General features: G+C 66.3%; 22 protein-coding genes and 1 tRNA gene. 12 read left to right on the plus strand and 11 right to left on the minus strand.

Annotation, left to right across the window (positions count from 1 at the left end):
* Positions 1-119 precede the first annotated feature (119 nt).
* A tRNA-Met gene (locus tag AB0M74_RS29420) sits at positions 120-193 on the minus strand.
* A 141-nt stretch (positions 194-334) separates the two neighbouring features.
* Here AB0M74_RS29420 and AB0M74_RS29425 point away from each other — a divergent pair.
* The gene (locus tag AB0M74_RS29425) at positions 335-1,408 is read left to right on the plus strand and encodes a MerR family transcriptional regulator (protein WP_366529548.1); all 1,074 of its coding nucleotides are present in this window, start codon (positions 335-337) and stop codon (positions 1,406-1,408) included.
* Between the two features lie 35 nt (positions 1,409-1,443).
* Positions 1,444-1,917 carry a hypothetical protein gene (locus AB0M74_RS29430; protein WP_366529549.1) on the plus strand — a complete coding sequence of 158 codons (474 nt, stop codon included), beginning with the start codon at positions 1,444-1,446 and terminating at the stop codon, positions 1,915-1,917.
* 30 nt (positions 1,918-1,947) lie between these two features.
* On the opposite strand, the gene AB0M74_RS29435 is transcribed toward AB0M74_RS29430, so the two are convergent.
* Together AB0M74_RS29435 and AB0M74_RS29440 are read right to left on the minus strand one after the other, a co-directional pair.
* Positions 1,948-2,478, minus strand: a complete 531-nt coding sequence (locus tag AB0M74_RS29435; RefSeq protein ID WP_366529550.1) for a hypothetical protein — start codon at positions 2,476-2,478, stop codon at positions 1,948-1,950.
* A 547-nt stretch (positions 2,479-3,025) separates the two neighbouring features.
* Positions 3,026-4,537 (minus strand): NAD(P)/FAD-dependent oxidoreductase, encoded by a 1,512-nt coding sequence (locus AB0M74_RS29440; protein ID WP_366529551.1) that lies wholly within the window; start codon positions 4,535-4,537, stop codon positions 3,026-3,028.
* Positions 4,538-4,570: 33 nt separating this feature from the next.
* Between AB0M74_RS29440 and AB0M74_RS29445 the strand changes: the two genes are divergently transcribed.
* From AB0M74_RS29445 to AB0M74_RS29460, 4 genes are all read left to right on the plus strand, one after another.
* Entirely contained in the window at positions 4,571-5,623 is a 1,053-nt protein-coding gene (locus AB0M74_RS29445) for an AraC family transcriptional regulator (protein WP_366529552.1), read from the plus strand.
* Positions 5,624-5,901: 278 nt separating this feature from the next.
* The gene (locus AB0M74_RS29450; protein WP_366529553.1) at positions 5,902-6,447 is read left to right on the plus strand and encodes a YdcF family protein; all 546 of its coding nucleotides are present in this window, start codon (positions 5,902-5,904) and stop codon (positions 6,445-6,447) included.
* A gap of 95 nt (positions 6,448-6,542) precedes the next feature.
* Entirely contained in the window at positions 6,543-8,135 is a 1,593-nt protein-coding gene (locus AB0M74_RS29455; protein ID WP_366529554.1) for a GMC family oxidoreductase, read from the plus strand.
* Between the two features lie 10 nt (positions 8,136-8,145).
* Entirely contained in the window at positions 8,146-8,880 is a 735-nt protein-coding gene (locus tag AB0M74_RS29460; RefSeq protein WP_366529555.1) for a VIT family protein, read from the plus strand.
* A 19-nt stretch (positions 8,881-8,899) separates the two neighbouring features.
* Here AB0M74_RS29460 and AB0M74_RS29465 read toward each other — a convergent pair whose 3' ends face one another.
* Positions 8,900-9,055, minus strand: coding sequence for a DUF6131 family protein (locus tag AB0M74_RS29465; RefSeq protein ID WP_328412783.1), 156 nt, complete (start codon positions 9,053-9,055; stop codon positions 8,900-8,902).
* 2 nt (positions 9,056-9,057) lie between these two features.
* A complete protein-coding gene (locus tag AB0M74_RS29470; RefSeq protein ID WP_366529556.1) occupies positions 9,058-9,501 on the minus strand; it encodes a hypothetical protein in 444 nt (147 codons plus the stop codon).
* A gap of 210 nt (positions 9,502-9,711) precedes the next feature.
* On the opposite strand from AB0M74_RS29470, the gene AB0M74_RS29475 reads away from it, so the two are divergent.
* The 4 genes from AB0M74_RS29475 (at position 9,712) to AB0M74_RS29490 (ending at position 12,221) form a co-directional block, all read left to right on the plus strand.
* The gene (locus AB0M74_RS29475; protein ID WP_366529557.1) at positions 9,712-10,881 is read left to right on the plus strand and encodes a cytochrome P450; all 1,170 of its coding nucleotides are present in this window, start codon (positions 9,712-9,714) and stop codon (positions 10,879-10,881) included.
* 185 nt (positions 10,882-11,066) lie between these two features.
* Positions 11,067-11,561: a MarR family transcriptional regulator gene (locus tag AB0M74_RS29480; RefSeq protein ID WP_366529558.1), complete on the plus strand. Its 495-nt coding sequence runs from the start codon at positions 11,067-11,069 to the stop codon at positions 11,559-11,561.
* Positions 11,558-11,932 carry a DUF5313 family protein gene (locus AB0M74_RS29485; protein ID WP_366529559.1) on the plus strand — a complete coding sequence of 125 codons (375 nt, stop codon included), beginning with the start codon at positions 11,558-11,560 and terminating at the stop codon, positions 11,930-11,932. Before AB0M74_RS29480 ends, AB0M74_RS29485 begins: the two co-directional genes overlap by 4 nt.
* A 61-nt stretch (positions 11,933-11,993) precedes the next feature.
* On the plus strand, positions 11,994-12,221 hold the full coding sequence (locus AB0M74_RS29490; protein ID WP_366529560.1) for a hypothetical protein: 228 nt from the start codon (positions 11,994-11,996) through the stop codon (positions 12,219-12,221).
* Between the two features lie 129 nt (positions 12,222-12,350).
* Here AB0M74_RS29490 and AB0M74_RS29495 read toward each other — a convergent pair whose 3' ends face one another.
* On the minus strand, positions 12,351-13,586 hold the full coding sequence (locus tag AB0M74_RS29495) for a cytochrome P450 (protein ID WP_366529561.1): 1,236 nt from the start codon (positions 13,584-13,586) through the stop codon (positions 12,351-12,353).
* Between the two features lie 232 nt (positions 13,587-13,818).
* Between AB0M74_RS29495 and AB0M74_RS29500 the strand changes: the two genes are divergently transcribed.
* On the plus strand, positions 13,819-14,445 hold the full coding sequence (locus tag AB0M74_RS29500) for a TetR/AcrR family transcriptional regulator (protein WP_366529562.1): 627 nt from the start codon (positions 13,819-13,821) through the stop codon (positions 14,443-14,445).
* 222 nt (positions 14,446-14,667) lie between these two features.
* On the opposite strand, the gene AB0M74_RS29505 is transcribed toward AB0M74_RS29500, so the two are convergent.
* The 4 genes from AB0M74_RS29505 to AB0M74_RS29520 all read right to left on the minus strand — a co-directional run bounded on the left by AB0M74_RS29505 (position 14,668) and on the right by AB0M74_RS29520 (position 18,520).
* Positions 14,668-15,507 (minus strand): aminoglycoside phosphotransferase family protein, encoded by an 840-nt coding sequence (locus AB0M74_RS29505; RefSeq protein WP_366529563.1) that lies wholly within the window; start codon positions 15,505-15,507, stop codon positions 14,668-14,670.
* Between the two features lie 64 nt (positions 15,508-15,571).
* A complete protein-coding gene (locus AB0M74_RS29510) occupies positions 15,572-16,297 on the minus strand; it encodes a hypothetical protein (protein ID WP_366529564.1) in 726 nt (241 codons plus the stop codon).
* A gap of 296 nt (positions 16,298-16,593) precedes the next feature.
* Positions 16,594-17,685, minus strand: a complete 1,092-nt coding sequence (locus AB0M74_RS29515; protein ID WP_366529565.1) for an ionic transporter y4hA — start codon at positions 17,683-17,685, stop codon at positions 16,594-16,596.
* A gap of 439 nt (positions 17,686-18,124) precedes the next feature.
* Positions 18,125-18,520: a nitroreductase/quinone reductase family protein gene (locus AB0M74_RS29520; protein WP_366529566.1), complete on the minus strand. Its 396-nt coding sequence runs from the start codon at positions 18,518-18,520 to the stop codon at positions 18,125-18,127.
* Positions 18,521-18,841: 321 nt separating this feature from the next.
* On the opposite strand from AB0M74_RS29520, the gene AB0M74_RS29525 reads away from it, so the two are divergent.
* Positions 18,842-19,504, plus strand: a complete 663-nt coding sequence (locus AB0M74_RS29525) for a PhoU domain-containing protein (protein WP_366529567.1) — start codon at positions 18,842-18,844, stop codon at positions 19,502-19,504.
* 61 nt (positions 19,505-19,565) lie between these two features.
* Here the strand turns inward: AB0M74_RS29525 and AB0M74_RS29530 are convergent, their stop codons facing one another.
* Positions 19,566-20,474: a LysR family transcriptional regulator gene (locus AB0M74_RS29530; RefSeq protein WP_366529568.1), complete on the minus strand. Its 909-nt coding sequence runs from the start codon at positions 20,472-20,474 to the stop codon at positions 19,566-19,568.
* Between the last annotated feature and the right edge of the window lie 105 nt (positions 20,475-20,579).

Consider the following 20,579-nt stretch of genomic DNA (forward strand, 5'->3'; position numbering starts at 1 on the left):
CAAAACGCTCGACTGGGATACCCCAGCCGAGCGCCTGCGTGATCTACTCACCGCCTAACACCAGGCAGTGTTGCGACGACCCCTTGAAACCGCCCATTGCGTTCCGGGCCGTTTCTTAGTAGCGGGGACAGGATTTGAACCTGCGACCTCTGGGTTATGAGCCCAGCGAGCTACCGAGCTGCTCCACCCCGCGTCGGTAGTCACCACTCTACTCGACTTCTGAGGACAGATTCACCAACGGCCGGGCCAGATCTCACGAGACCAGCCAAGCGGTTCGCCGCTGACGGGGCGGCCGTGTTGACCTTCGGGTTACCTGAAGCTCCATGATGGCCGAGTGACGGAATTCGGGTCGGCGGAGTTGATGACCATCGGGGTGCTGGCGCGGGCCAGTGGGCTCACGCCGAGTGCGCTGCGGTTCTATGACGACTGCGGGCTACTGGTTCCCGCGCGGGTCGATGGTGTGACCGGGTACCGGTACTACCGCGAATCGCAGTGCGCGCGAGCGGTGACGATTCGGCAGCTCAGAGGGATCGGGGTGCCGCTCGAGATCATTTCGGAGATCTTGGCGGGAGATGTCGAGCAGGCGGCGCGATTGCTCGACGCGCATGTGCTGGAACTGCGGCGCCAAGCAGATGAGGCGGCGGTGGTTGCTTGCACGATCAAGAGCTCGATCGGCAATGAGGCCGCGGGGCAGACTGTCTTGTCGGCTACGACGCTCGCAGCGGCAATCGACCAAGTGCGTTCCGCCACGGCCCGGACCGGCGAAATACCCGCACTCGCCGGTGTTCTGATCGAAGCGAGCGCGAGTTCACTGACATTGACGGCAACAGACCGGTATCGGCTTTCAACAAGAACGGTGGCGGTGGGCCGACCAGCCGCTGACTGGTCGCTTGTTGTCGACGCGGGCGACCTCGCGTCGATCGGTTCCTGGCTTCGCGAAGCCGAGGAGGTCACCGTGGCCCCCCAGACGGGAGCGCTCGTCGTCGTAGCCGGCGGCATCGAACACCGATGCCGCACGATCGATGATTCGTTCCCGGACTATCGCGCAATGCTGGCGGGGCTGGCACCGGTGCGGACGCGCGTGCTGGTGATACGCGACCGACTGTTGGACATGACCGAAGGCTACGACGGCACGATCGTCTTCTCCGTCGAAGCGGCGGAGCTGGTCTTGTCGCGCGCCGACGGCCGCACCGAACGGCTGCCTGTGGCGCTCACCGGACCCGGCATCGATGTCGCCTTCGCCACCACGACCCTGTCGCCCGCGATCCGTGCCGCGCTCGGCCCGGAGATCATGCTCGACATCGCCGCGCCCGACTTGCCGGTCCTCATCCGTTCGGCGACCGACGGCGACCTCACCACGCTGGTAATGCCCACAGCCAACCCGAACTCGAAGGGACATAAATCATGACGGCCTCGGCCACAGCAGGATCGCCGGATGAAACGATGGCGGCGATCACGCGCGCGATCACCCTCGGGAGCGAGGGTTCGCCGGACGCCGCCCGCACTGCGCTGATGGAGATCTGGGATGCCCTCGGGCCACAGGGTGACCCGTTGCATCGCTGCACTGTTGCGCACTACCTGGCTGATCTGTACGAGGATGCGGCGCAGGCGCTTTCGTGGGATATCCGGGCGCTGGACGCGGCAGACAGCCTGACCGGCGACCGCGCCAGGCGATACGACGCCCGACTCGACGTGCGTGGCTTCTACCCGTCACTGCACCTGAACCTGGCAGACAACTATCGCCGACTCGGCTCCTTCGACGCCGCGCAACGTGAGATCGACGCGGCACGTGACAGCCTCGACACCCTGGGCGACGACGCTTACGGAGAGATCGTTCGCAAGGCGGTGGACGAGATCGCCCAGTCGATTCGTGTGCGGGAAACAGCGCGCAGAAAGTCCGCGCCCGACGGGCGTTGACACCGGGTGATCACGCCACGGACTACCTGATCATCGCCCCCCGAAAGCGGCGCCCAGTGGCTCACCCACGATGTATTTCGCCATAATGGTGCCATCGGATGCTTTGTCCCCCTGCACGATAACCATCGTGCCGACTTTTACGTCGGCCGCGCGGACGGCGGCCAACATCAAGACCCGAGTGCGTGCGTCGATGCGCACCACCGCCACGCTGCCCAGCACGCCTTCGACCGTGAGCGTCGCTCCGTCGTTGGCAGCGACCCGGCCGGCAGCAATCCCGCGGACGAACTTGGCAGCGGACGCCGCCGGGCCGACCTTGACGCTCGTCGTCGTAGCCTGCGCCGCCTTGACATTCGATGAGCTGCTCGTCGACGTCGAATTGTCGTGCAGTACTATGGGAAACAGGCCGATGATGATCAGCAGGACCACGCCCACCCCGATCAACAATCCAGTTCTGTTCGGCGGCTCGGGCTGCGAATGTTGCGGCGGAGCCTCGCTGTGTTCGGCGGCCTGCGCGCCGTACAGCTCCCGACGGCCGGCCTCCTCGGCGGGCGAATACGGCACCGGGGGGCCGAATACCGCTGTAGTGTCAGGCGCCTGACCGGGATCACTGACCGGAGAACCGCCGTGGCGTAGTGGTCGTCCACCACCGACACCGACCTGCGTCGGCCCCGAAGTCGGGGCACGGCGCCGCTCATTGGACCAAATCCTGGGCGGATCTGACCACGGAGTCTGCTGGGCGGCCATGAATCAGAGCGTAGGCGAACCCCCAGAGACAGGTGTCGCGCTCGTCACGGTGGTCGCACTCCGTGAACGAGCAATACCCCTGTCACACTGGGCCTTTCGTGATACGGTCGCACGCACGCTTCCCGACGTTGGCAACAATGGATCGCAACGATACATCGCTGCCCGAGCGGATTGAGGGGGCGGACGCCTCCGATATCGGTGGGCGGGCGCGGGTCTGCCCGACCGCCCTGAGGCACATTACGAAGTTCCGATTTCATCGGCTCCCGAGTTGGCTCGATCAGTGCGCAACGGGATCGCGCCGGGGTAGCGGTGGCACGGTCCGGTTCCGCCCACACGACCGATGAGTTCCGCCGCACCACGTCGGTCAGGAGGTGACCGACAGGTCGCGGTGGCGCACTGCGGACTTCGGGGTGGCCTCGAGCGTTTTGTGCAGGCTGGTGCGCATGGTGGTCGCGGAGTCGAGCAGGTAGTTCTGCCTGACCTTCCACGGGTGGCGGTCGCCTTGGCGGGGAAAGTCGCCGATCGAGCGTTGGACGTATCCGGAGGCGAGGTCGAGCAGCGGGCGTTCGTCGAGCTTTCCGTCGGGCTTGGGCACTACCGCGGCGTAGCTGTTGTTGTCCATATGGTTGAGGACCCGGCAGACCAGCCGCGAGGTCAGGTCGGCGCGCAGGGTCCAGGATGCGTTGGTGTAGCCGATGCAGACCGCGAAATTGGGGACGCCGGTGAGCATTGCGCCCTGCCAGACGAATTGATCCGACAGCGCGACCGGCTCGCCGTCGACCTGCGGGGCGATACCACCGAAGGCCAGCAGTTGCAGACCGGTCGCGGTGATGATGATGTCGGCCGCGAGGATTCGGCCGGACTTCAGCCGGATACCTTCGGGGACAAAGGAATCGATGTGATCGGTGACGACCTCGGCCTTGCCTTTCTTCATCGCCTTGAAGAAGTCGGCGTTGGGCACGGCGCACAGGCGCTGATCCCACGGATCGTAGGTCGGCGTGAAGTGTTCGGCGACCGCCTGTTCGTCCTTCAGAATGCGCGTGGTCAGACCGGTGAGCAGTTTGCGCGCGGCCTCAGGGCGGCGTCGGCAGTACTGATAGAAGCCGATGTTGAACAGGATGTTCTTGGTGCGGATCAGGCGATGCGCCAGATTGGGTGGCAGCGTCGCGCGGAGGCGGTCGGCCAGCTTGTCCCGGCCGGGCACGGCGCTGATCCAGGTCGGTGAGCGCTGCAGCATCGTCACCAACTCGGCCTGATCGGCCATCGACGGAACCAGGGTGACGGCGGTGGCGCCGCTGCCGATGACGACCACCTGCTTGCCCGCGTAGTCGAGGTCTTCGGGCCAGAACTGCGGGTGCACGATCTGTCCGTCGAAGGTGTCGGCGCCGGCGAACTCGGGGGCGTGACCGTGGTCGTAGTTGTAGTATCCGGCGCAGGCATAGAGAAAGCCGCAGGTCAGCGTATGCTGCCCGGTGGCACCCGAGGCGTCGCGGGATTCAAGGGTGAGCGTCCAGCGGGCCGTCTCGGTGGACCAGTCGGCCGCGACGACCTTCGTTCCGTAGCGGATGTTCCGGTCGATGCCGTACTCGGTGGCCGTCTCCTGGACATAGCGCAGGATCGACGGGCCGTCGGCGATCGACTTGGCGTCCCGCCACGGCTTGAACGGATAGCCGAGGGTGAACATGTCGGAGTCCGAGCGAATACCCGGATAGCGGAACAGATCCCAGGTGCCGCCCAGTGCGTCCCGTGCCTCGAGGACCGCATAGGTCTTGGTCGGGCATTCGGTCTGCAGCCGATAGGCGGCACCGATTCCCGACAAGCCTGCGCCGACGATCACGACATCGAGGTGTTCCGGAGCTACGACGGTCTCGGTCATGACTCCAGTGTGGGAGGGTTCAGGAACAGCTTCTTGACTTTGCACGACAAGTATTTGATTCTGAGCGACATGTCGGTGATTCGATCCGCGGGTCTACGCGGATTTCGCGCCACGGTGGCCGAGCTGGGCGGCAACGCCGAGGAGTTCGCCACCGCCTGCGGCCTGCCCATTGCCGCGCTCGACGCCGACGACCTGCTGGTACCCGACCAGGCCGTCGCGGCGGTCCTGGAGCTGGCAGCGCAACGGCTCGACTGCCCCGACCTCGGCCTGCGCATCGCGCGCCGCCAGGATCTCGACATGCTGGGTCCGTTGGCGCTGGCCATCCGCAATTCACCGACCCTGGCCGATGTCGTCGAATGCTCCTCGCGCTACCTGTTCCTGCATGCCCGCTCACTCAGCCTGATCCTCGAACCCGACCCCTACGGTGATCGTGGGGTGATGGCCCTGCGCTACGGCGTGCCGCCCGGCGATCCGACCCCTATTCAGGGCACCGACCTCGGCTTGGCATTCGTGCACCGCACGATTCAACGTCTGGTCGAGGATCGCTACGGCCTGCGCTCGGTCGAACTTCCCTATCGCCCGCAAGCGCCGCTGCATACCTACGAAGAACTGTTCGGAGCCCCCGTGCGCATCGACCGTCCCGCAGCGGTCCTGCGCGTGCCGAACAGCCTCGCAACGCGTCCGCTCAGCGGTGGCGACGAAAATCTACACCGCCTGGCGATGGCCTTCCTCGCCGAGCAATCAGGCGGCGCGAACGCATCCCTGGTCCCCAAGGTGCGCGCCGCCGTTCAGCAGCTACTGGGTACCACACCGCCCGAAATCGGCGCCGTCTCCAAACTTTTGACCGCGCACCCCCGCACTCTCCAACGCCGCCTCGCCGCAGAGGGCACCTCATTCGCGGCCATCCTCGACCACGTCCGCCGTGATGCTGCTCGCCGCTACCTCACCACCACCGACATGCCGATGAGCCAGGTCGCCTCCCTCATCGGCCTCTCCGAACAAGCCACCCTCACCCGCAGCTGCCGCCGCTGGTGGGCCACCACCCCCACAGCCATCCGCCGCGACGGTGCACCTGGCCGGCCCTAGCTCCCCGCCGGGAGCCTTTGCGGCACGCCGGATCCGCGAGGGTGTCCACCTCCCCTTCGTCCTGAATCGGCCTGCCTGCCAGCGCGAACCGCCCACACTGTCGACCCGATGGCACGCTGGTTGGTATGACCGCTGTCTCCGACGACGAGCTGAACCGCGAAGCCCGGCCCGAGCCGATGCCACAACCTACGCCCGACAAGCCCCGGATCAGGTCATATTCATTCCGACACACCTCCTTACAGCGCCGTCCACTGCCCGAGCTCGAGTATCGTCGAGGCGTGCCCGGCCGGCGAAGAGCTGGTCTGCTGTTGGGTACGCTGCTGGCCCTGGTCGTCGTTCTCGGGCTGGCGGGCGTGCCGGTCTATATCCATCCGCAGACAGATCCACTGCGTAAGGCGGACGCGATCGTGGTGCTCGGCGGGACAGCCTACGAACGCTTCGATGTGGGTCTGGATCTCGCGCGGCGTGGATACGCCCCACAGTTGCTGATCTCGCGATCGACCGGCATCAACGACCGGGCGATGGACAAGTACTGCGCCGGGCGATTCGACTTCCAGGTCGACTGTTTCGTCCCGAATCCGTGGACGACCGACGGGGAGGCACGCGAAATCCGTCGCCGGGCACAGTTGTTCGGCTGGCACCACATCATCGTGGTGACCTACACCCCGCATGTATCACGGGCCAGGTACATCGTGAGCAAGTGCTTCGACGGCGAGTTGACCATGGTGGCGAGCCCGAGCGACTCCGGCGTGCAGTTCTGGACCTGGATGTATGTCCGACAGTCCGCGGGCTATATACGCGCATTCTTCAGCCGGGGCTGCTGAAGCACCGGCAAAAGTCCGGCCCGCCTTTTACAGTTGACGGACGCGAGCCTGCCAGGGGGGTTCGTGGCCGGGGTGTTTGCGGGAGAGGACCTCCGTTGCGTATCGATGATTTGCGATCGGTCGGGGACGACGAATTGTCCGCGGATGTATGCATCGTCGGGTCGGGCCCGGCAGGGTTGACTCTCGCGGCCGAGCTGGCGGGCACATCGCGGCGAGTGCTGGTGTTGGAGAGCGGCGGCCTCGAATTGTCCGAGGAGATAGACGCACTCGCCGATATCGACAATGTGGGCGCGCACCGAGCCCAATCGACGCGGGTCGCGGGGGACCGAATTCTCGGCGGCGCGTCACACACCTGGAGCGGACGCTGCGGGCTGCTCGACGAGCTCGATTTCAGCGACCGCCGCTGGGTCGCGCACTCGGGCTGGCCGATCGGCGCAGGTGAACTCGAACCGTTTCTCGAGCGGGCCGCCGCGCACATCGGGATCGGTTATGGCAGTGGCTTCACCGACGACGCGTTCTGGCAATTGGCCGGTCGCCCACAACCGTCCGATGCCCTGGATCCGGCGCGCTTGCGCCCCTACTTCTGGCAGATCAGCCGGGATCCGGTGGACCCATTCGACTCCAAGCGATTCGGCGCGCATGTGAAAGACCTTGTCGCGCCGAATGTCCGCGTTCTGGTCAACGCCACCGTCGTCCACATCGATACCGATCAGCAGGGTGCTCGGGTGGATTCGCTGCAGGTCGCGGGCGCCGATCCACGACCGCGAACGGTGCGGGCCGCGATGTTCGTGCTCGCCACCGGCGGCATCGGAAATCCCCGCCTGTTACTCGCCTCGCGGCATGTCCGGCCGGAGGGCATCGGCAACCGGCACAACCTGGTCGGACGCTATCTGATGGACCACCGCTGCGGCGCGGTCGGTGCGCTCGACCCGGCGGTCGCGGGCAGTGCGCTGGAACGTTTCGGTAAATACGTGGTCAAGACACCGCACGGCAAACACACCTTTCTGCACGGTGTCGCGCTGTCACCCGAGATCCAGGCGACCGAGGGCCTGCTCAATTGCGCACTGTGGCTGCAAGAGGTGCCCGCCGAGAACGATCCATGGGATTCGGTGAAGCAACTGCTGCGCGGCCGCGGCACCACGCACGACGCCAAGGTGGCACTCGCCAATTCGGGTTTGCTGCTGTCGGGTGCGCGGCGCAGGCTCATCCAGCACAGCGGGCTGCCGCACAAACTCGACCGAATCGAGTTGCGCTGCATGGTCGAGCAGGTGCCCAACCCGGACAGCCGCGTCATGCTGACCGACCGCACCGATCGACTCGGCATGCCGCTGGCGCGGATCGACTGGCGGGTCAACGCCCAGGAGGACACCACTGTTCGCCGCGCGGCCGCACTCACGATCGATGAATTCACCCGTCTCGGTTTCCCGGCGCCCGCCCTCTACGACTGGGCGCGCGAAGCCGGCGCGTTACCACTGCAGCTCACCGACTGGGCGCATCCGACCGGAACGACCAGGATGTCGGTCGACCCCCGCGACGGCGTCGTCGATGTCGAGTGCCGGGTGCACGGCGTGGCCAACCTGTTCATCGCGGGCAGTTCGGTGTTCCCGACCACCGGTCACGCCAATCCGACCCTGACCATCGTGGCGTTGGCGGTTCGGCTGGCCGATACGTTGCGGACTTTGACATAGGGTGCGGCTTATGAGCGAGACGACCGAGCCGGGCAGAGGTGCGCCGCATCCGCACGAGCCGCACGCCGAGGGCTTGGCGTCGAGGCTGAACTGGCTGCGCGCGGGCGTGCTCGGCGCGAACGACGGCATCGTGTCGACCGCGGGTCTGGTCGTCGGTGTCGCCGCGGCGACGACAAGTCTGCCGGCCATCTTCACCGCGGGCATCGCCGGACTCAGCGCGGGCGCGATCTCCATGGCGGTCGGTGAGTACGTCTCGGTCAGTACCCAGCGAGACTCCGAGCGCGCGCTGTTGGCCAAAGAGCGTATGGAATTGAGAGATGAACCGGATTTCGAACTTGCCGAACTTGCCGACATCTATCAGGCCAAGGGCTTGTCGCCGGCCACCGCGCGTCAGGTCGCCGAGGAGCTGACCGCGCACGACGCGTTCACCGCGCATGCCGAGGCCGAGCTCGGGCTGAACCCGCACCAGCTGACCAATCCGTGGCAGGCGGCCCTCTCCTCGGCGGTCTCGTTCATCCTCGGTGCGTTGCTGCCGTTGCTGGCAATCATGTTGCCGCCCACCACGGCTCGCATTCCGGTGACCTTCGGGTCGGTGCTGGTCGCGTTGGCCGTCACCGGTTCGGTCAGCGCCCGCCTCGGTGGCAGCCGACGCGGCCGGGCTGTTGTGCGTGTTGTCATCGGCGGCGCGCTGGCCATGGCAATCACCTATGCCATCGGCCAGCTCGCCAATGTGTCCGGGATCTGAATCGCCGCTGGTCGACGTTCTAGTAATAGTGACGCCTACCGCCGACAGGGCGACCCACCGATCCGGCGATCCAGAGCACCGCTCCGATAATCAGCAGAATGATGCCTGCGGTGGTGAGCAACGGAATACCGAGCAGGTATCCGACGACAAGCAGAATAAGTCCTAAAACAATCATGGTCATTTCCTAACTGTTTCGACCGGGGTTTTCCCGGACGGTTGGCGCAGGAACCGGCTCCAGTTCCGGGCAGGTTTACCGCTCGGCGGCGGGCTTGCCTGCCGCGAGGCAGGTGGTGCTGCGGGAGGCGGTGAGGTGGCGTCCGGTGGCGTGCTACGGCGGACCGCCGCCACCTCCTTGCGGGTCTGCCGCAGCTCACGCCGCGTCGCAATACCACGACGAGATGTGCGCCAGACACCGGCCAACAAGAGGCTCAGCCCCAGCATCCCGATGGCGCCGACGGCAGCTCCGTAGCCGAACAGCTGGCCTGCGTCGGCCGTGAAGTGGTAGTCGAACATGGCGAAATCATTCGTGGATGTGCTTACTTCGCCCATATTGGCCGCCACCCCGGCAACGCCGATGATTACCGCGGCTATCAATACGACGAGTCCGATAAGTATGATCATGACAATTCCGATGCACTGGTTGGTGTTACAACTCCGCTATTCCCGGTAATTCAGGAGTCAAACAACGGACCACGAAACGTTGGAGCACCCGGGATCGGGATAAGTCCGTCACGGCCCGCACGAGCCGGGCGTGGGGCGCCACGGTCACGTGTACTTTGGTCGCGTCGGGCGCCAACGGGAGATGTTGGCGGACAACGGGGATGGTGACTGGTGCAAGACGTTTTCGATGCCGAGTTCGCGGCGGACCCTTGGCCGGTCCTGGACCGACTGCGGCGCGAGGGCGGTGTGCACCGGGTGCGGACGCCGGATGGTCCACCCGCGTGGCTGGTGACGCGATACGACCATGTTCGGGCCGGCCTGCTGGATGACCGGCTGACCAGCGACGTTCGCACCGCGGGCACAGACTACCGTGGCTTCGCGGTCCCGCCACCGCTGGACGCACTGCTCGTCACCGCACCCGGCGATCATGCGCGCTTGCGCAAGCTCGTAACCGGCGAACTCTCGCCGCGACGGCTGACCGAGTGGGACCGACTCGCCCCGTCACTCGTCGAATCCCTACTGCGGAAAGTGGATTCCGACGCGGAAGTCGATCTGATCGAACGGCTCGCGGTTCCGCTGCCCGCCGCCGTGCTCGGCGAACTACTCGGTCTCGGGTCCGAGGAGCGGGAAGCCCTTGCGGCGTGGGCGAATTCGACATTGCTCACTTCCGCCGCTCCCCCACGCGCCCGGGACACGCTTGCGACGATGCAGACCATCATCACCGCGGCGACCGAGCAGGCGCGAGCGGAGCGGGCCGATACCCTGCTCGGCAGATTGGTCGCCGCCCATGACGACACCGGCTCGCCGTCGACGCAAGAGCTTCCCGGACTGCTGTTCTACCTGCTGTTCGTCTGGTACGAGGTGCTCACCGATCTGCTCGCCGGCTCTATCCTCGCGCTGCTGAACCACCCCGACCAGCTACCCGCACTACACTCCGCATCCAGCAGGCAGCCCGCCGTCGAGGAGTTGCTGCGGTACGTGTCGCCGCAGGTGCTGGCGGGACCGCGCTTCGCGACCGCCGACCTCGGGTTCGGCGACTACACGATTCGGCCCGGTCAGACGGTGCTGTTGTGTCTGGCCGCGGCCAACCACGATCCCGGTGTCTTCGCGCGGCCGGGCGAACTGGATCTCGGCCGCAAGCACAACCCACACCTCGGCCTCGGCTACGGCATCCACTCCTGTCTCGGCACCGCGTTGGTGCGTACCATCACCGCCGCCACCCTCGGCGCGTTGTTCACCCGTTGGCCCGGCACCACACTGACGGTCTCACCACGAGACATAGTGTGGCGCTCCGGGTTCAGGCATCGCGGTCCGCTGACGCTGCCGGTGAAACTCGGCTGACGGCACGTCACCACCACGGCACACCGGCCATGACGGCGCGTTGCCGTCGTTCTTCGCGGGTGCACAGATTGAGCGCTGAAACGAGATCCGGCGCGTTGTCGGCGCTGCGACGCTGAGGCGTCGCGCACATTTACTTCATGCATTAACAATTAATGCGCTAACCTGTCGGGGAATCAGGAGGAGCGATGGAGACTCGGAGCGACGACCCACTGCAGTTGGATCGCCAAGTGTGTTTCGCGTTGGCCGTCGCCAACCGCGCGGTGCTCGGCGTTTACCGCCCGCTGCTCGAACCGCTGGGGCTGACCCACCCGCAGTATCTGGTGATGCTTGCACTGTGGGGCGAGGCGCCGATGTCGGTCAAAGCGATCGCCGAAGCGATCCAGCTGGATTCCCCGACACTGTCTCCGCTGCTGAAGCGACTGGAGGCAGCCGGACTGATTACCAGGACCCGCGATCTACGTGACGAACGAAATTTGCTGGTCGACCTGACCCCAGCCGGCATCGAATTGCGCAAACAGGCCGAGCAGATCCCGCCGGCGGTGGTGGCGCGCCTCGGTGTACCGATGTCGGACCTGGAAGAACTGCGCGACGTCCTCAACCGCGTCAACGAGGCCGCCCGCCGAGCTTTGCTGGGTAATGACGAAGAGCCTTCCGGCACAACGACAGGAGTCCGCCGATGAGCCAGGCGCGCCCGAACCCGATGCAATGGATCGGCTACGCCTTCGGCCGCCGTCTTCCCGATTCCCTGCGCGGCTGGGTCCGCAAAGACCTCACCGGAAAATACGCCGCCCCACGCCATCTCCTCCGCGGCATGGTCCCCTTCAGCCCGCTGTTCGCGATGTTCCTGCTGTTTCCCGGGGAACTCTGGCTCCGCGGCTCGATGGTCCTGCTCGCAGTGCTGCTCGCGCTCTTCTACACCACAGCTTTCATGCCGATGAACCGCGCGCATCGACTCGCCGAACATGGCCTGCCCGCTGATCTGGAGAACCCGGAACGCGCACGGCGACGCGCTGCCGAACGCGCGAGATACGCTGCGCAGCACCCACACTGAGAGCCATCGACAGAGCCGGCACCGACCCGACGACGAGGATCGAACATACCGGCTGGACGCAGTGCGCGACCAGCGTCACGGTCCGGTCCAATCCGCCGCCCTCGACTACGCCGCCGACGGCATCCACGTCAACACCCTCGTCCCCGGCACCACCGACACCGAGCTGGTCCGCCGCGCCGCGGGCATGAAAGCCCTCCCCGACGATGGCTGGCAGGTCCTGATGAAACAGTGGGCCAAGTCCAACATCCCGGCAGTTTCCCGCAACCATGTGCCAGGGCTCGGTCGGTGAGGGGTCGTCGAGGTGGCCGTGAGGGTGCACTCGTCGTGTTGGCGTCGAGGATGTGGCGGGTTCTGGGATTGATCGGTTGCGCGTCTGGCCATTCTGGATGCCGGACAGCCGAGCGTGGAAGTCAGTCGACTACGGCAGGGTTCGATCGATGACCAGCGACAGTCGGTGGCGGCGGCGGACGAAGATGCTCGGGACCCATTGGGCGGCTGCGGGTTCCGGGGCGAGCCGGAACGAAGTGGTGCGGGTCAGCAGTGCGTGCAGCGCAAGTTCGGCTTCGAGGCGGGCGAGGGTGGCGCCCACACAGAAATGGATGCCCTTGCCGAAGGCGAGGTGATTGCGTCGGGTGGCGCGGTCGAGGCGGATCTCGTCGGGGTCGGGGAAAACCGCGGGGTCTCGGTTGGCGGCGCCCCAGAGCAGCAGGAGGTGACCGCCTGCGGGGAGACAGACCTCGCCGAGCGTGGTGTCGGCGACGACATGCCGATGATGGGCGCGGAAGGGCGATTCCACCCGGAGGGCCTCTTCGAGGAACGGCGCGAGAAGGTCCCGGTCCTCGCGCAGCCGCTGCTGGAGCGTCGGATCGGCGGCAAGAAGTCCAGCGGCGTTGCCGATGAGGCCCGCGGTGGATTCACCGCCCGCTCCGACCAGCTGAACGAGAATCAGCACGGCGACCTCGGAGTCGAGTTCGCCTGCAGCACAGGCTTTCGCGAGGTCGCCGAGCAGATTGTCACCGGGCTGGGCGCACGCGGAGACGAACTGTCGATGCAGATATCCGGCGAGTTCGGTAGCAGCGGTGACGACGACGCCGAGCCGCTCGGTCGTCACCACACCACCGAGCAGCTCGGTGCTGGCGTAACCCCAGGCCACGAGCTGCGGAATATCCTCGTCGGGCAAACCGATCAGGCCTGCCACCATGATCATCGGCAGCCGGTCGGCCAGCGCCGACATCCATTCGATGTGGCCGTCGCGAAAACCGTGCTCCCACAGCCGATTCACGTTCGCGGCGATCGCGGGCTCCAGGGCTCGGATACGTTTCGCGACGAGGGCGGGCAACACCACCCGTCGATGCGCCATATGGGTGGGATCGTCGCCGGTGGCCAGGACGTGCACCGCCCGGCCGCCGCCGTCCATGTCGAACACCGCGGCCGTTCCGTCGGGTAGTTGCACCAGCGCGCCGGTGAGATTCGAGGAGAAGTGGGTGACCCGGGTGGTCGCCTCCATGACCAGATCCCAGCGACTCACCAGATAGAAATCGGTATCGGCGACTCGGTGCACCGGTGCGGTTGTGCGCAGTCGCTCGTAGAGCGGGTACGGATCGTCGAGAAACCCCTGGTCGAACACATCGAGCTCATCCAACGCACGGGTCATCCGATCCGCCTTTCCTGACGCGCGATATCCGCTTTCACCCACCAGATTTCGCGCCGGCGACCGCCCCCGTCAATAGCCGCGGAAAACTGAGAAACTGGCCTCGAACCACCAGGTCACGTCCTTTCTCGAGCAGGTTGCCCACCTGCGGACCATCGTGGATATGCCTGTCGAAATGTCTCGAGGTGAGACAAAATTGTTCAACCGTATCTCTCCGCAGAACAGGAGCTCGGCGATGCCCGACCGGCCGACCCGGACACCTTCCAGGGAAACCCGCCGATCCACGTCGGTCGCCGCCAAAAGCGTCCGTTCGGGGCCACCGCCGGACTGGCTGGTCGGCGGCGACCGTCGCGCGCTCGCCGTCGAACGCATCCACGCGGCCGCGGCCGAGCTGATCGCACGCCACGGCATGGCCGGACTCAACATCGACCACGTCGCCGCGCACGCGGGTTGCTCTCGTGCCACCGTCTACCGCTACGTCGGCGGCAAGTCCGCCTTACGTGAGGCTGTGCTCACGGCCTCGACCACCCGGATCGCCGCGACCATCCAGCGTTCGATCGCCACACTCACCGGCCCCGATCGGGTCGCGGCGGCCATCCTCGCCGCCCTCGACGCCGTCCGGTCCGACCCGGTAGCAGTCGCCTTCCTCGCCGCTACGACTCCACAGGAAGTCGGCACCTTCCTAGCGGGCAACCCGCGACTCGCGGACGCCGCGACCACCCTCACCGCAACCGCCGACGACCCAGCCGCCGGACAATGGATCGTCCGTGTGGTGCTGTCGCTATTGTTCTGGCCCGCAAGCGATCCCACCACCGAACGCACGCTCGTCGACCGATTCGTCATCCCCGTCGTGACCCGGTGAAAACCGTGGTGGGGACGCGCATCCGGACCGACCGAATGGCCGGGTCGATGCCACGGCGCAGCGCAGGCTTCCTCCGCGGCTCACCGGCGACGAATCGGGCGGCGGGGCGCCGACTTGTCGGGCGGTCTGGTCACGGTGGTGTCCGCGCGCACCTGGTTACGCGACGGGGCGGGGGCCGGGCGGGTGATGTGCCGGGCCAGCTTTCGTTTCATTGCCGTGTGCTCAGCGCATCGCCCAGGGGGCGATGGCTTGGACAGCGGACCAGCCGAAGTCCTCGGTATCGTCGTCGGCCACGAACCACAGCCAGTTCTGGACGGCACGCAACAGGGTCCAGGCGCGGGCACGTTCGGCGTCGAGACCCGCGGTGTCGACGATAGCGGCGAAGCGGTCGTCGAGGACGGACTCGGTCCGACGGTTCCACAGCAGCGAGAGCATAGTGAATTCGAGGTCGCCGACGAGCGGCTGCGGGTCGATAACCTGCCAGGATTCGCGGAAACCGCCGAGCACGTTCTCGAAGTGCAGGTCCTCGTTCACCAGGAGGCGGTCCGCGGTCGGTCCCCATTGACGACACACCTCCACGGCGGCGTCGAGCATCTTGCGTGGAAAGGGGGAGCCGAGTCGCTCCCATTCACTCGGCAATTCCTCGGCCCAGCGTTCGGTCTCGGTCCTGAGGTCGCGGGAAAGGCCGGACGGCGCGGGGATGGCGAGGCGGCGCAGCAGGCCCGCGATGATCGGCACCGCCTGATCGATCGGCTCGGTTTCCAGCGACCGGCTGGGGTCGAGGCGCTCGAGCAGGAGCACACCGTGTTCGGCGTCGCTGTCGAGCAACTGCGCCGCACCCTGCCCCTGCCAGGCGGCGAGGGCGAGCGGCTCGTCGCGGGTTTCCGGCGTGATATAGCTGAGTTTCAGGACGGCGGGGGTGCCGTCGTTTCCGAGCACCGGCAGCACAATGCCCGCGTATCCGTGCATCGGCTCACCGACAATGCGCACCCGCCAGCGGTCGGCGTATTCGGCGGCTTGTTCGGGCAGCCGATCCAGCCAGACCTCGGCCGCTGGTTCCATGTCGACTAGGCGGTTGGCAAAGAAATCCGGGACGACAATCACCCATCGAGCATCTCAGCCGTGTCTATCGAATTTCGCCTGATCCCGGGGGCGGCGGCGCGGGCTCCCCGCCGCCTTGCACCGGTGGAATGCACACCCAATGACCGTCGGGGGTGCGGCCCCACTGCGCGATGACGTCATCGTGCGAGCAGTCGTCCCCGACCCGGTGTTCTTCACGAACTTGCTGCGGCGGGGCACACACCCACACCCCGTCGGGGGCCAGGCCCCACTGGGCGACAATGCCACCCGCGGAACAGTCGTCACCGACCCGATGTTCTACACGACTCTGCTGCTGCGGTGTACACACCCACAGCCCATCCGGGGCTACGCCCCACTGGGCGACAATGCCACCCGCGGAACAGTCGTCACCGACGCGATGCGCGTCGCCGGCCTGCGCCCGCGGCGCGCACACCCATACCCCATCGCGCAGCTGCCACTGGGCGACGAGGTTGTCGTGTGAGCAGTCGTCGCCGATCCGACGCGCCGGTTGGACGTGTGGCAGCAGCGGGCTCGATGGACGAATGGTTGGCGATACGTGCGGCACGGGCCTGCCCGCTGACGTAGCAGCCGAGGCCGAGGTGGACGTTGCCGAGGGCGGGTTCTTGTCGTCATCGGCTTGCTGATCGGCGCGCAGGACCAGTGCGGCCGCGACCACCAAGGCGAGCATCGCTGTGAGGACGGCCGCGATGACCAACATCCGCGTGTTGTCGGGTCCGCCGCCGGGCTCCGAACTGCCGCCGGGATCCACCATCGCACCGCCTTCGTCGGGACTACACCGTCACGAAAAGCTCGCCAGGTGGCACGTTACCGAAAGTTGCGTTGTAAAAGATCAACTTCGACATTACGTGTCGCCGCAGGTAGTAGCCATCGAGTTCAGGATGCTGAAGGATTGCCGACTACTTGACGGTGAGGCGAACCTTGATCGAGTCGTCACCGGTCTCGCGCAGGGCCTGACCGATCAGGCTGCCGAGGTCGATGCGCGGCCCTCGCCACTTACTCGCCGTTCACCATGCCCAGCCAAGTGATTCATGATTCCGGTCGGAACCGCTATGGACTGGCGGCCAGGAACACAAAAGCAGAGAACAGCGCCAAGTGAACGCCACCTTGGAGCAGCGTCGCCCGACCGGGCACCACGGTGAGCACACCCACCACAACCGTCAAACCGAGCAGCACCATCTGGGTGGCACCGAGACCGAGCACCAGCGGACCCGCCAGCCAGATACTTGCCAGCGCGATCGCCGGGATGGTCAGGCCGATACTCGCCATCGCCGAACCGAGCGCGAGGTTGAGGCTGATCTGCACCTGGTCACGACGGGCGGCCCGCACCGCGGCGAGGGTCTCCGGAAGCAGCACCAGCAGCGCGATCGCCACCCCGACCGCCGACGGGGGCAGCCCGGCGTACACGACCGCCGACTCGATGGACGGCGACACCACCTTGGCAAGCCCGACGACACCGATCAGCGAAACGAACAGCAGCGCAAGACTGATCAACGTGGCACGCCCCGATGGGCGCTCGTCGCAGACGTCATCGTCGGTGACCACGCCGTCGCCCTCGACCGGCAGGAAGTCGTCGGGATGTCGCACCGTCTGCACCATGACGAACAACCCATACAGCGCCAGCGAGGCCACCGCGGCGAACACCAGTTGAGCGGTCGAGAACTCCGGACCCGGCTTGCTCGTGGTGAACGTCGGCAACACCAGACTGAGCGTGGCCAGCGTCGCCACCGTGGCCAGTGCCGCACCGGTGCCCTCGGCGTTGAACACCGCGACCCGCCTGCGCAACGCGCCGACAAACAGCGACAGACCGAAGATCCCGTTGCAGGTGATCATCACCGCAGCGAACACCGTGTCACGCGCAAGTGATGCGGTCTTCTCACCACCGGAGCTCATCAGCGTGACGATCAGCGCTACCTCTATCACGGTCACCGCGATCGCGAGCACCAGCGATCCGAACGGTTCGCCCACCCGATGCGCAACCGCCTCCGCGTGCCGCACCGCCGCGAGGACCGCGCCCATCAACGCCGCGACCACGATGATCACACCCACCGAATGCACACTTCGCCCCCAGGTCAGAGCCAGCGTAGCGGCGGCAAACATCGGTACGAACACGGTCCATCGGGTTATTGACGCACGGATCATGCCAACCATCGTGTCAGCAAATACCCCGCACTCGGTGATGCAGGGATCGCGATTGCGCAATGACGACGGGCGTCAGGCACTTCGGACCGGTATGCCGCCGCGCCGCAACCCGCCGCCCGCTAGCTGATCGCGGACGGCGGGGCCGGTCAGCTCGTCTTGATCGTCCCGCCGTCGATGACCAGGTCAGCGCCGACGATGTTGGCGGCCTTTCCGGAAACCAGGGAGGGTCACCAGCGCCGCGACCTCCTCCGGCTCGGAGATCCGGCGCGAGGCGATGTCGAACTGTGTCTTCGTGGGCGTAGCGCTGCTACCCACTCTCATCGGTGATGACCTAGGTGCGCGTGCCGCAATTGTTGGTGCACTCGATCTTCCACACGGCATTGCCTACGTCGTCGTCCTCGGCCGCTGGAACCGCTCCGATCGAGGCCATCCACCGACCTCAGTCGTCCAGATCGATGCGGACGGTCAGCAGGTCGGTGCCGACCAATCGGACCGCCGAGCTGTTGGCCTTGGGCAGCAGGCGCAGTCGAGCGCGGGCGTCGTCGTCGGGCAGCAGGTGCGCGGTGCCGGGGTGCCATCGGCCGTGCAGGCGCACTCGAACTCGATTGTTCTCGTTGATATTCCGGATGTACTGCGAGCGCTGGCCGAATTCGGAAACGAGCCAGAATTCGGTGCCGATCCGCCGTCCGCCGATCGGTGTGATGCGCGGTTGACCGCTCACCCGCCCGATGGTCTCGAGGAGCTGTTGATTCGGCAGCTTGCGCAGGATCGGATTGCCGATTCGTCGCTGAAACGCCGTCACCACTCGATGTTGAATATCGCGCTTGCTCGGCACATATCGACGGTAACACCGAATCCCGGCCTCGGCCGAGTGCCAGATCCAGCGGGGCATAGGTGGGCGAGGGGACGAATTCTGCTCGCCGCCATGTTTTCGTCCTGAAGCCCTGGACCCATCCCTCATCGGCACGGTGACCGGGCCGACGTCGAATTAATGCGCATTCTGTGCGGGCCGAGGATTTCCCGCGCCGCGATCGGGTGGCCGTCCAGGTCGCGAATCGTTCCGGCCGTAACGCCACAGCCTGCGCATTCCGGCCGATGCGGCGGCCGAAATACCTTTCGAGTACTCGATTGGGCGCGGATAGGCGACAATTTGCCGGTGCGGACCCAGTTCACTCGCGAGCTCGTCGCGTTGACCAATGACTTGACGCTGATGTGCAGGCTCGCCCACGATGCCGCAGAGCGGGTCACCGATGCGCTCGTCGACGCCGACCTCACCGCCACCTACGAAGTGTTCGCGCTCGACGAGCAGCTACAGCAGATGTACAGCGCCTGCGAGGCGCGGACCGTGGTGTTGCTCGCGCTGCAAGCACCGGTCGCCAGAGACCTGCGCCATGTGGTCACCGCCATTCAGATCGCCAGCGAACTGTCCAGAATCGGCATGCTGATCAGCCGCGCCGCCGAGCAGGTCTACCAATCCCACCCTGAACCCGTTGCTCCGCGGTCGATCATGGACCTGTTGGTGGCCATGGGCCGGCTCGCCGCGCACCGTACCGCCATCGCGGGCCAAGCGGTCGCCACCGGCCATCAACCGCCCGCCGAACCGGCATCCGACGTACCCACCATGGACGAACTGCGCCAGCAACTGCACGCGGCCCTCACCGACCCGGTGTGGTCCGGCCCCACCGACGCCTCCATCGATATCGCCCTCGTCGGCAATCATCTGGAACGCTGCGTCGACCACACCGCCCGTATCGATCGACTGATCCGCTTTTTGGACACCGGAATTCCGCCGACGGCGCAGCCCGAGAATGCCCCCTGATGCTCTCGCACAACACCATGGAGTCCGTCGACCTTGCTATTTCCGCCTTGACGACGCGGCGCTACCTGGTGCGGCGCGCGATGGCGTAGAGATCGCGGGCGGGACCGGTCAGTCGCTGCCCGGTCGGCCAGATGGCACGCAGAGTGCGGGCGAGGTCGAGGCCGGTCACAGTGGGCGAGACCAGGGTGCCCGCGGTGATCTCCGCGGCAACGGCCAGCGAGCTGAGGACTGCGGGACCCACACCGGAGGCGACCGCGGTTTTGATGGCGGTCGTCGAGGACAACTCCAGAGCAACGGTCGGCTGCCAGCCCGGGACGCCGCGTCCGATCGCATGCTCGAACCAGGTTCGGGTGCCCGACCCGACTTCGCGCTGGATCAGCGGGGTTTCGGCGAGCTCCTCGAGGGCGACCGCACCGTGCCGGGCCCAGCCGTGCTGCGGGGCCACCACGACGACCAGTTGGTCCCGCGCGACGATATGACTTTCGATGCCACGGAAGTTCTGCGGACTCTCGATGAACCCGATGGCGGCCTTGCCGTCGACCACAGCGTGCGCGACCTCGACGGAGTTCCCGGATTCCAAGGCAATGGTGGTATCGGGGACGGCAGCGCGCAAGGTCATCAGCCAGCCGGGGAACAGATACTCCGCGATAGTCTGACTGGCGGCGACCCGAAGGCGCGAGTCACGTTCGGCCCGCAGAGTGTCGATGCCCGCGTCGAGCTGCCCGGCGGCGTCGACCACGGCGCGCGCCCATTCAGCGATGAGCGCACCCGCGGGTGTGGGCCGGGAGCCGAGCGTGGTGCGCTCCAGGACCGGCAGACCGACGAGCTTCTCCAGATAGCGGATCCGCGAGGACGCCGATGGCTGGCTGATGCCGTGTGCCTGCGCGGCGCGGCCCAGGCTACCCAGCTCGATTACCGACAGCAGCAGGTCGAGCGCAGCCAGGTCGGGGACACGCGGCGACAGGGGCATAGATCGAGTCTATGCCATCGGCGTCCGATGGACCGCGCGAACACACTGGGCATCACAGACAGACGAGAGCCGTGCAGCGCATCCCCACCAGGACGCGCAGTGGAT

Source organism: Nocardia sp. NPDC051463 (assembly GCF_040681975.1).
In the GTDB taxonomy this organism is placed as follows: domain Bacteria; phylum Actinomycetota; class Actinomycetes; order Mycobacteriales; family Mycobacteriaceae; genus Nocardia.

What these genes read in the sequence shown, in the direction of transcription:
- AB0M74_RS29430 (WP_366529549.1), top strand. Translation starts at nt 1,444, where the DNA reads ATGGCGGCGATCACGCGCGCGATCACCCTCGGGAGCGAGGGTTCGCCG.
- AB0M74_RS29440 (WP_366529551.1), bottom strand. Translation starts at nt 4,537, where the DNA reads ATGACCGAGACCGTCGTAGCTCCGGAACACCTCGATGTCGTGATCGTC.
- AB0M74_RS29460 (WP_366529555.1), top strand. Translation starts at nt 8,146, where the DNA reads ATGAGCGAGACGACCGAGCCGGGCAGAGGTGCGCCGCATCCGCACGAG.
- AB0M74_RS29465 (WP_328412783.1), bottom strand. Translation starts at nt 9,055, where the DNA reads ATGATTGTTTTAGGACTTATTCTGCTTGTCGTCGGATACCTGCTCGGT.
- AB0M74_RS29470 (WP_366529556.1), bottom strand. Translation starts at nt 9,501, where the DNA reads ATGATCATACTTATCGGACTCGTCGTATTGATAGCCGCGGTAATCATC.
- AB0M74_RS29480 (WP_366529558.1), top strand. Translation starts at nt 11,067, where the DNA reads ATGGAGACTCGGAGCGACGACCCACTGCAGTTGGATCGCCAAGTGTGT.
- AB0M74_RS29485 (WP_366529559.1), top strand. Translation starts at nt 11,558, where the DNA reads ATGAGCCAGGCGCGCCCGAACCCGATGCAATGGATCGGCTACGCCTTC.
- AB0M74_RS29495 (WP_366529561.1), bottom strand. Translation starts at nt 13,586, where the DNA reads ATGACCCGTGCGTTGGATGAGCTCGATGTGTTCGACCAGGGGTTTCTC.
- AB0M74_RS29500 (WP_366529562.1), top strand. Translation starts at nt 13,819, where the DNA reads ATGCCCGACCGGCCGACCCGGACACCTTCCAGGGAAACCCGCCGATCC.
- AB0M74_RS29505 (WP_366529563.1), bottom strand. Translation starts at nt 15,507, where the DNA reads ATGGAACCAGCGGCCGAGGTCTGGCTGGATCGGCTGCCCGAACAAGCC.
- AB0M74_RS29510 (WP_366529564.1), bottom strand. Translation starts at nt 16,297, where the DNA reads ATGGTGGATCCCGGCGGCAGTTCGGAGCCCGGCGGCGGACCCGACAAC.
- AB0M74_RS29515 (WP_366529565.1), bottom strand. Translation starts at nt 17,685, where the DNA reads ATGATCCGTGCGTCAATAACCCGATGGACCGTGTTCGTACCGATGTTT.
- AB0M74_RS29530 (WP_366529568.1), bottom strand. Translation starts at nt 20,474, where the DNA reads ATGCCCCTGTCGCCGCGTGTCCCCGACCTGGCTGCGCTCGACCTGCTG.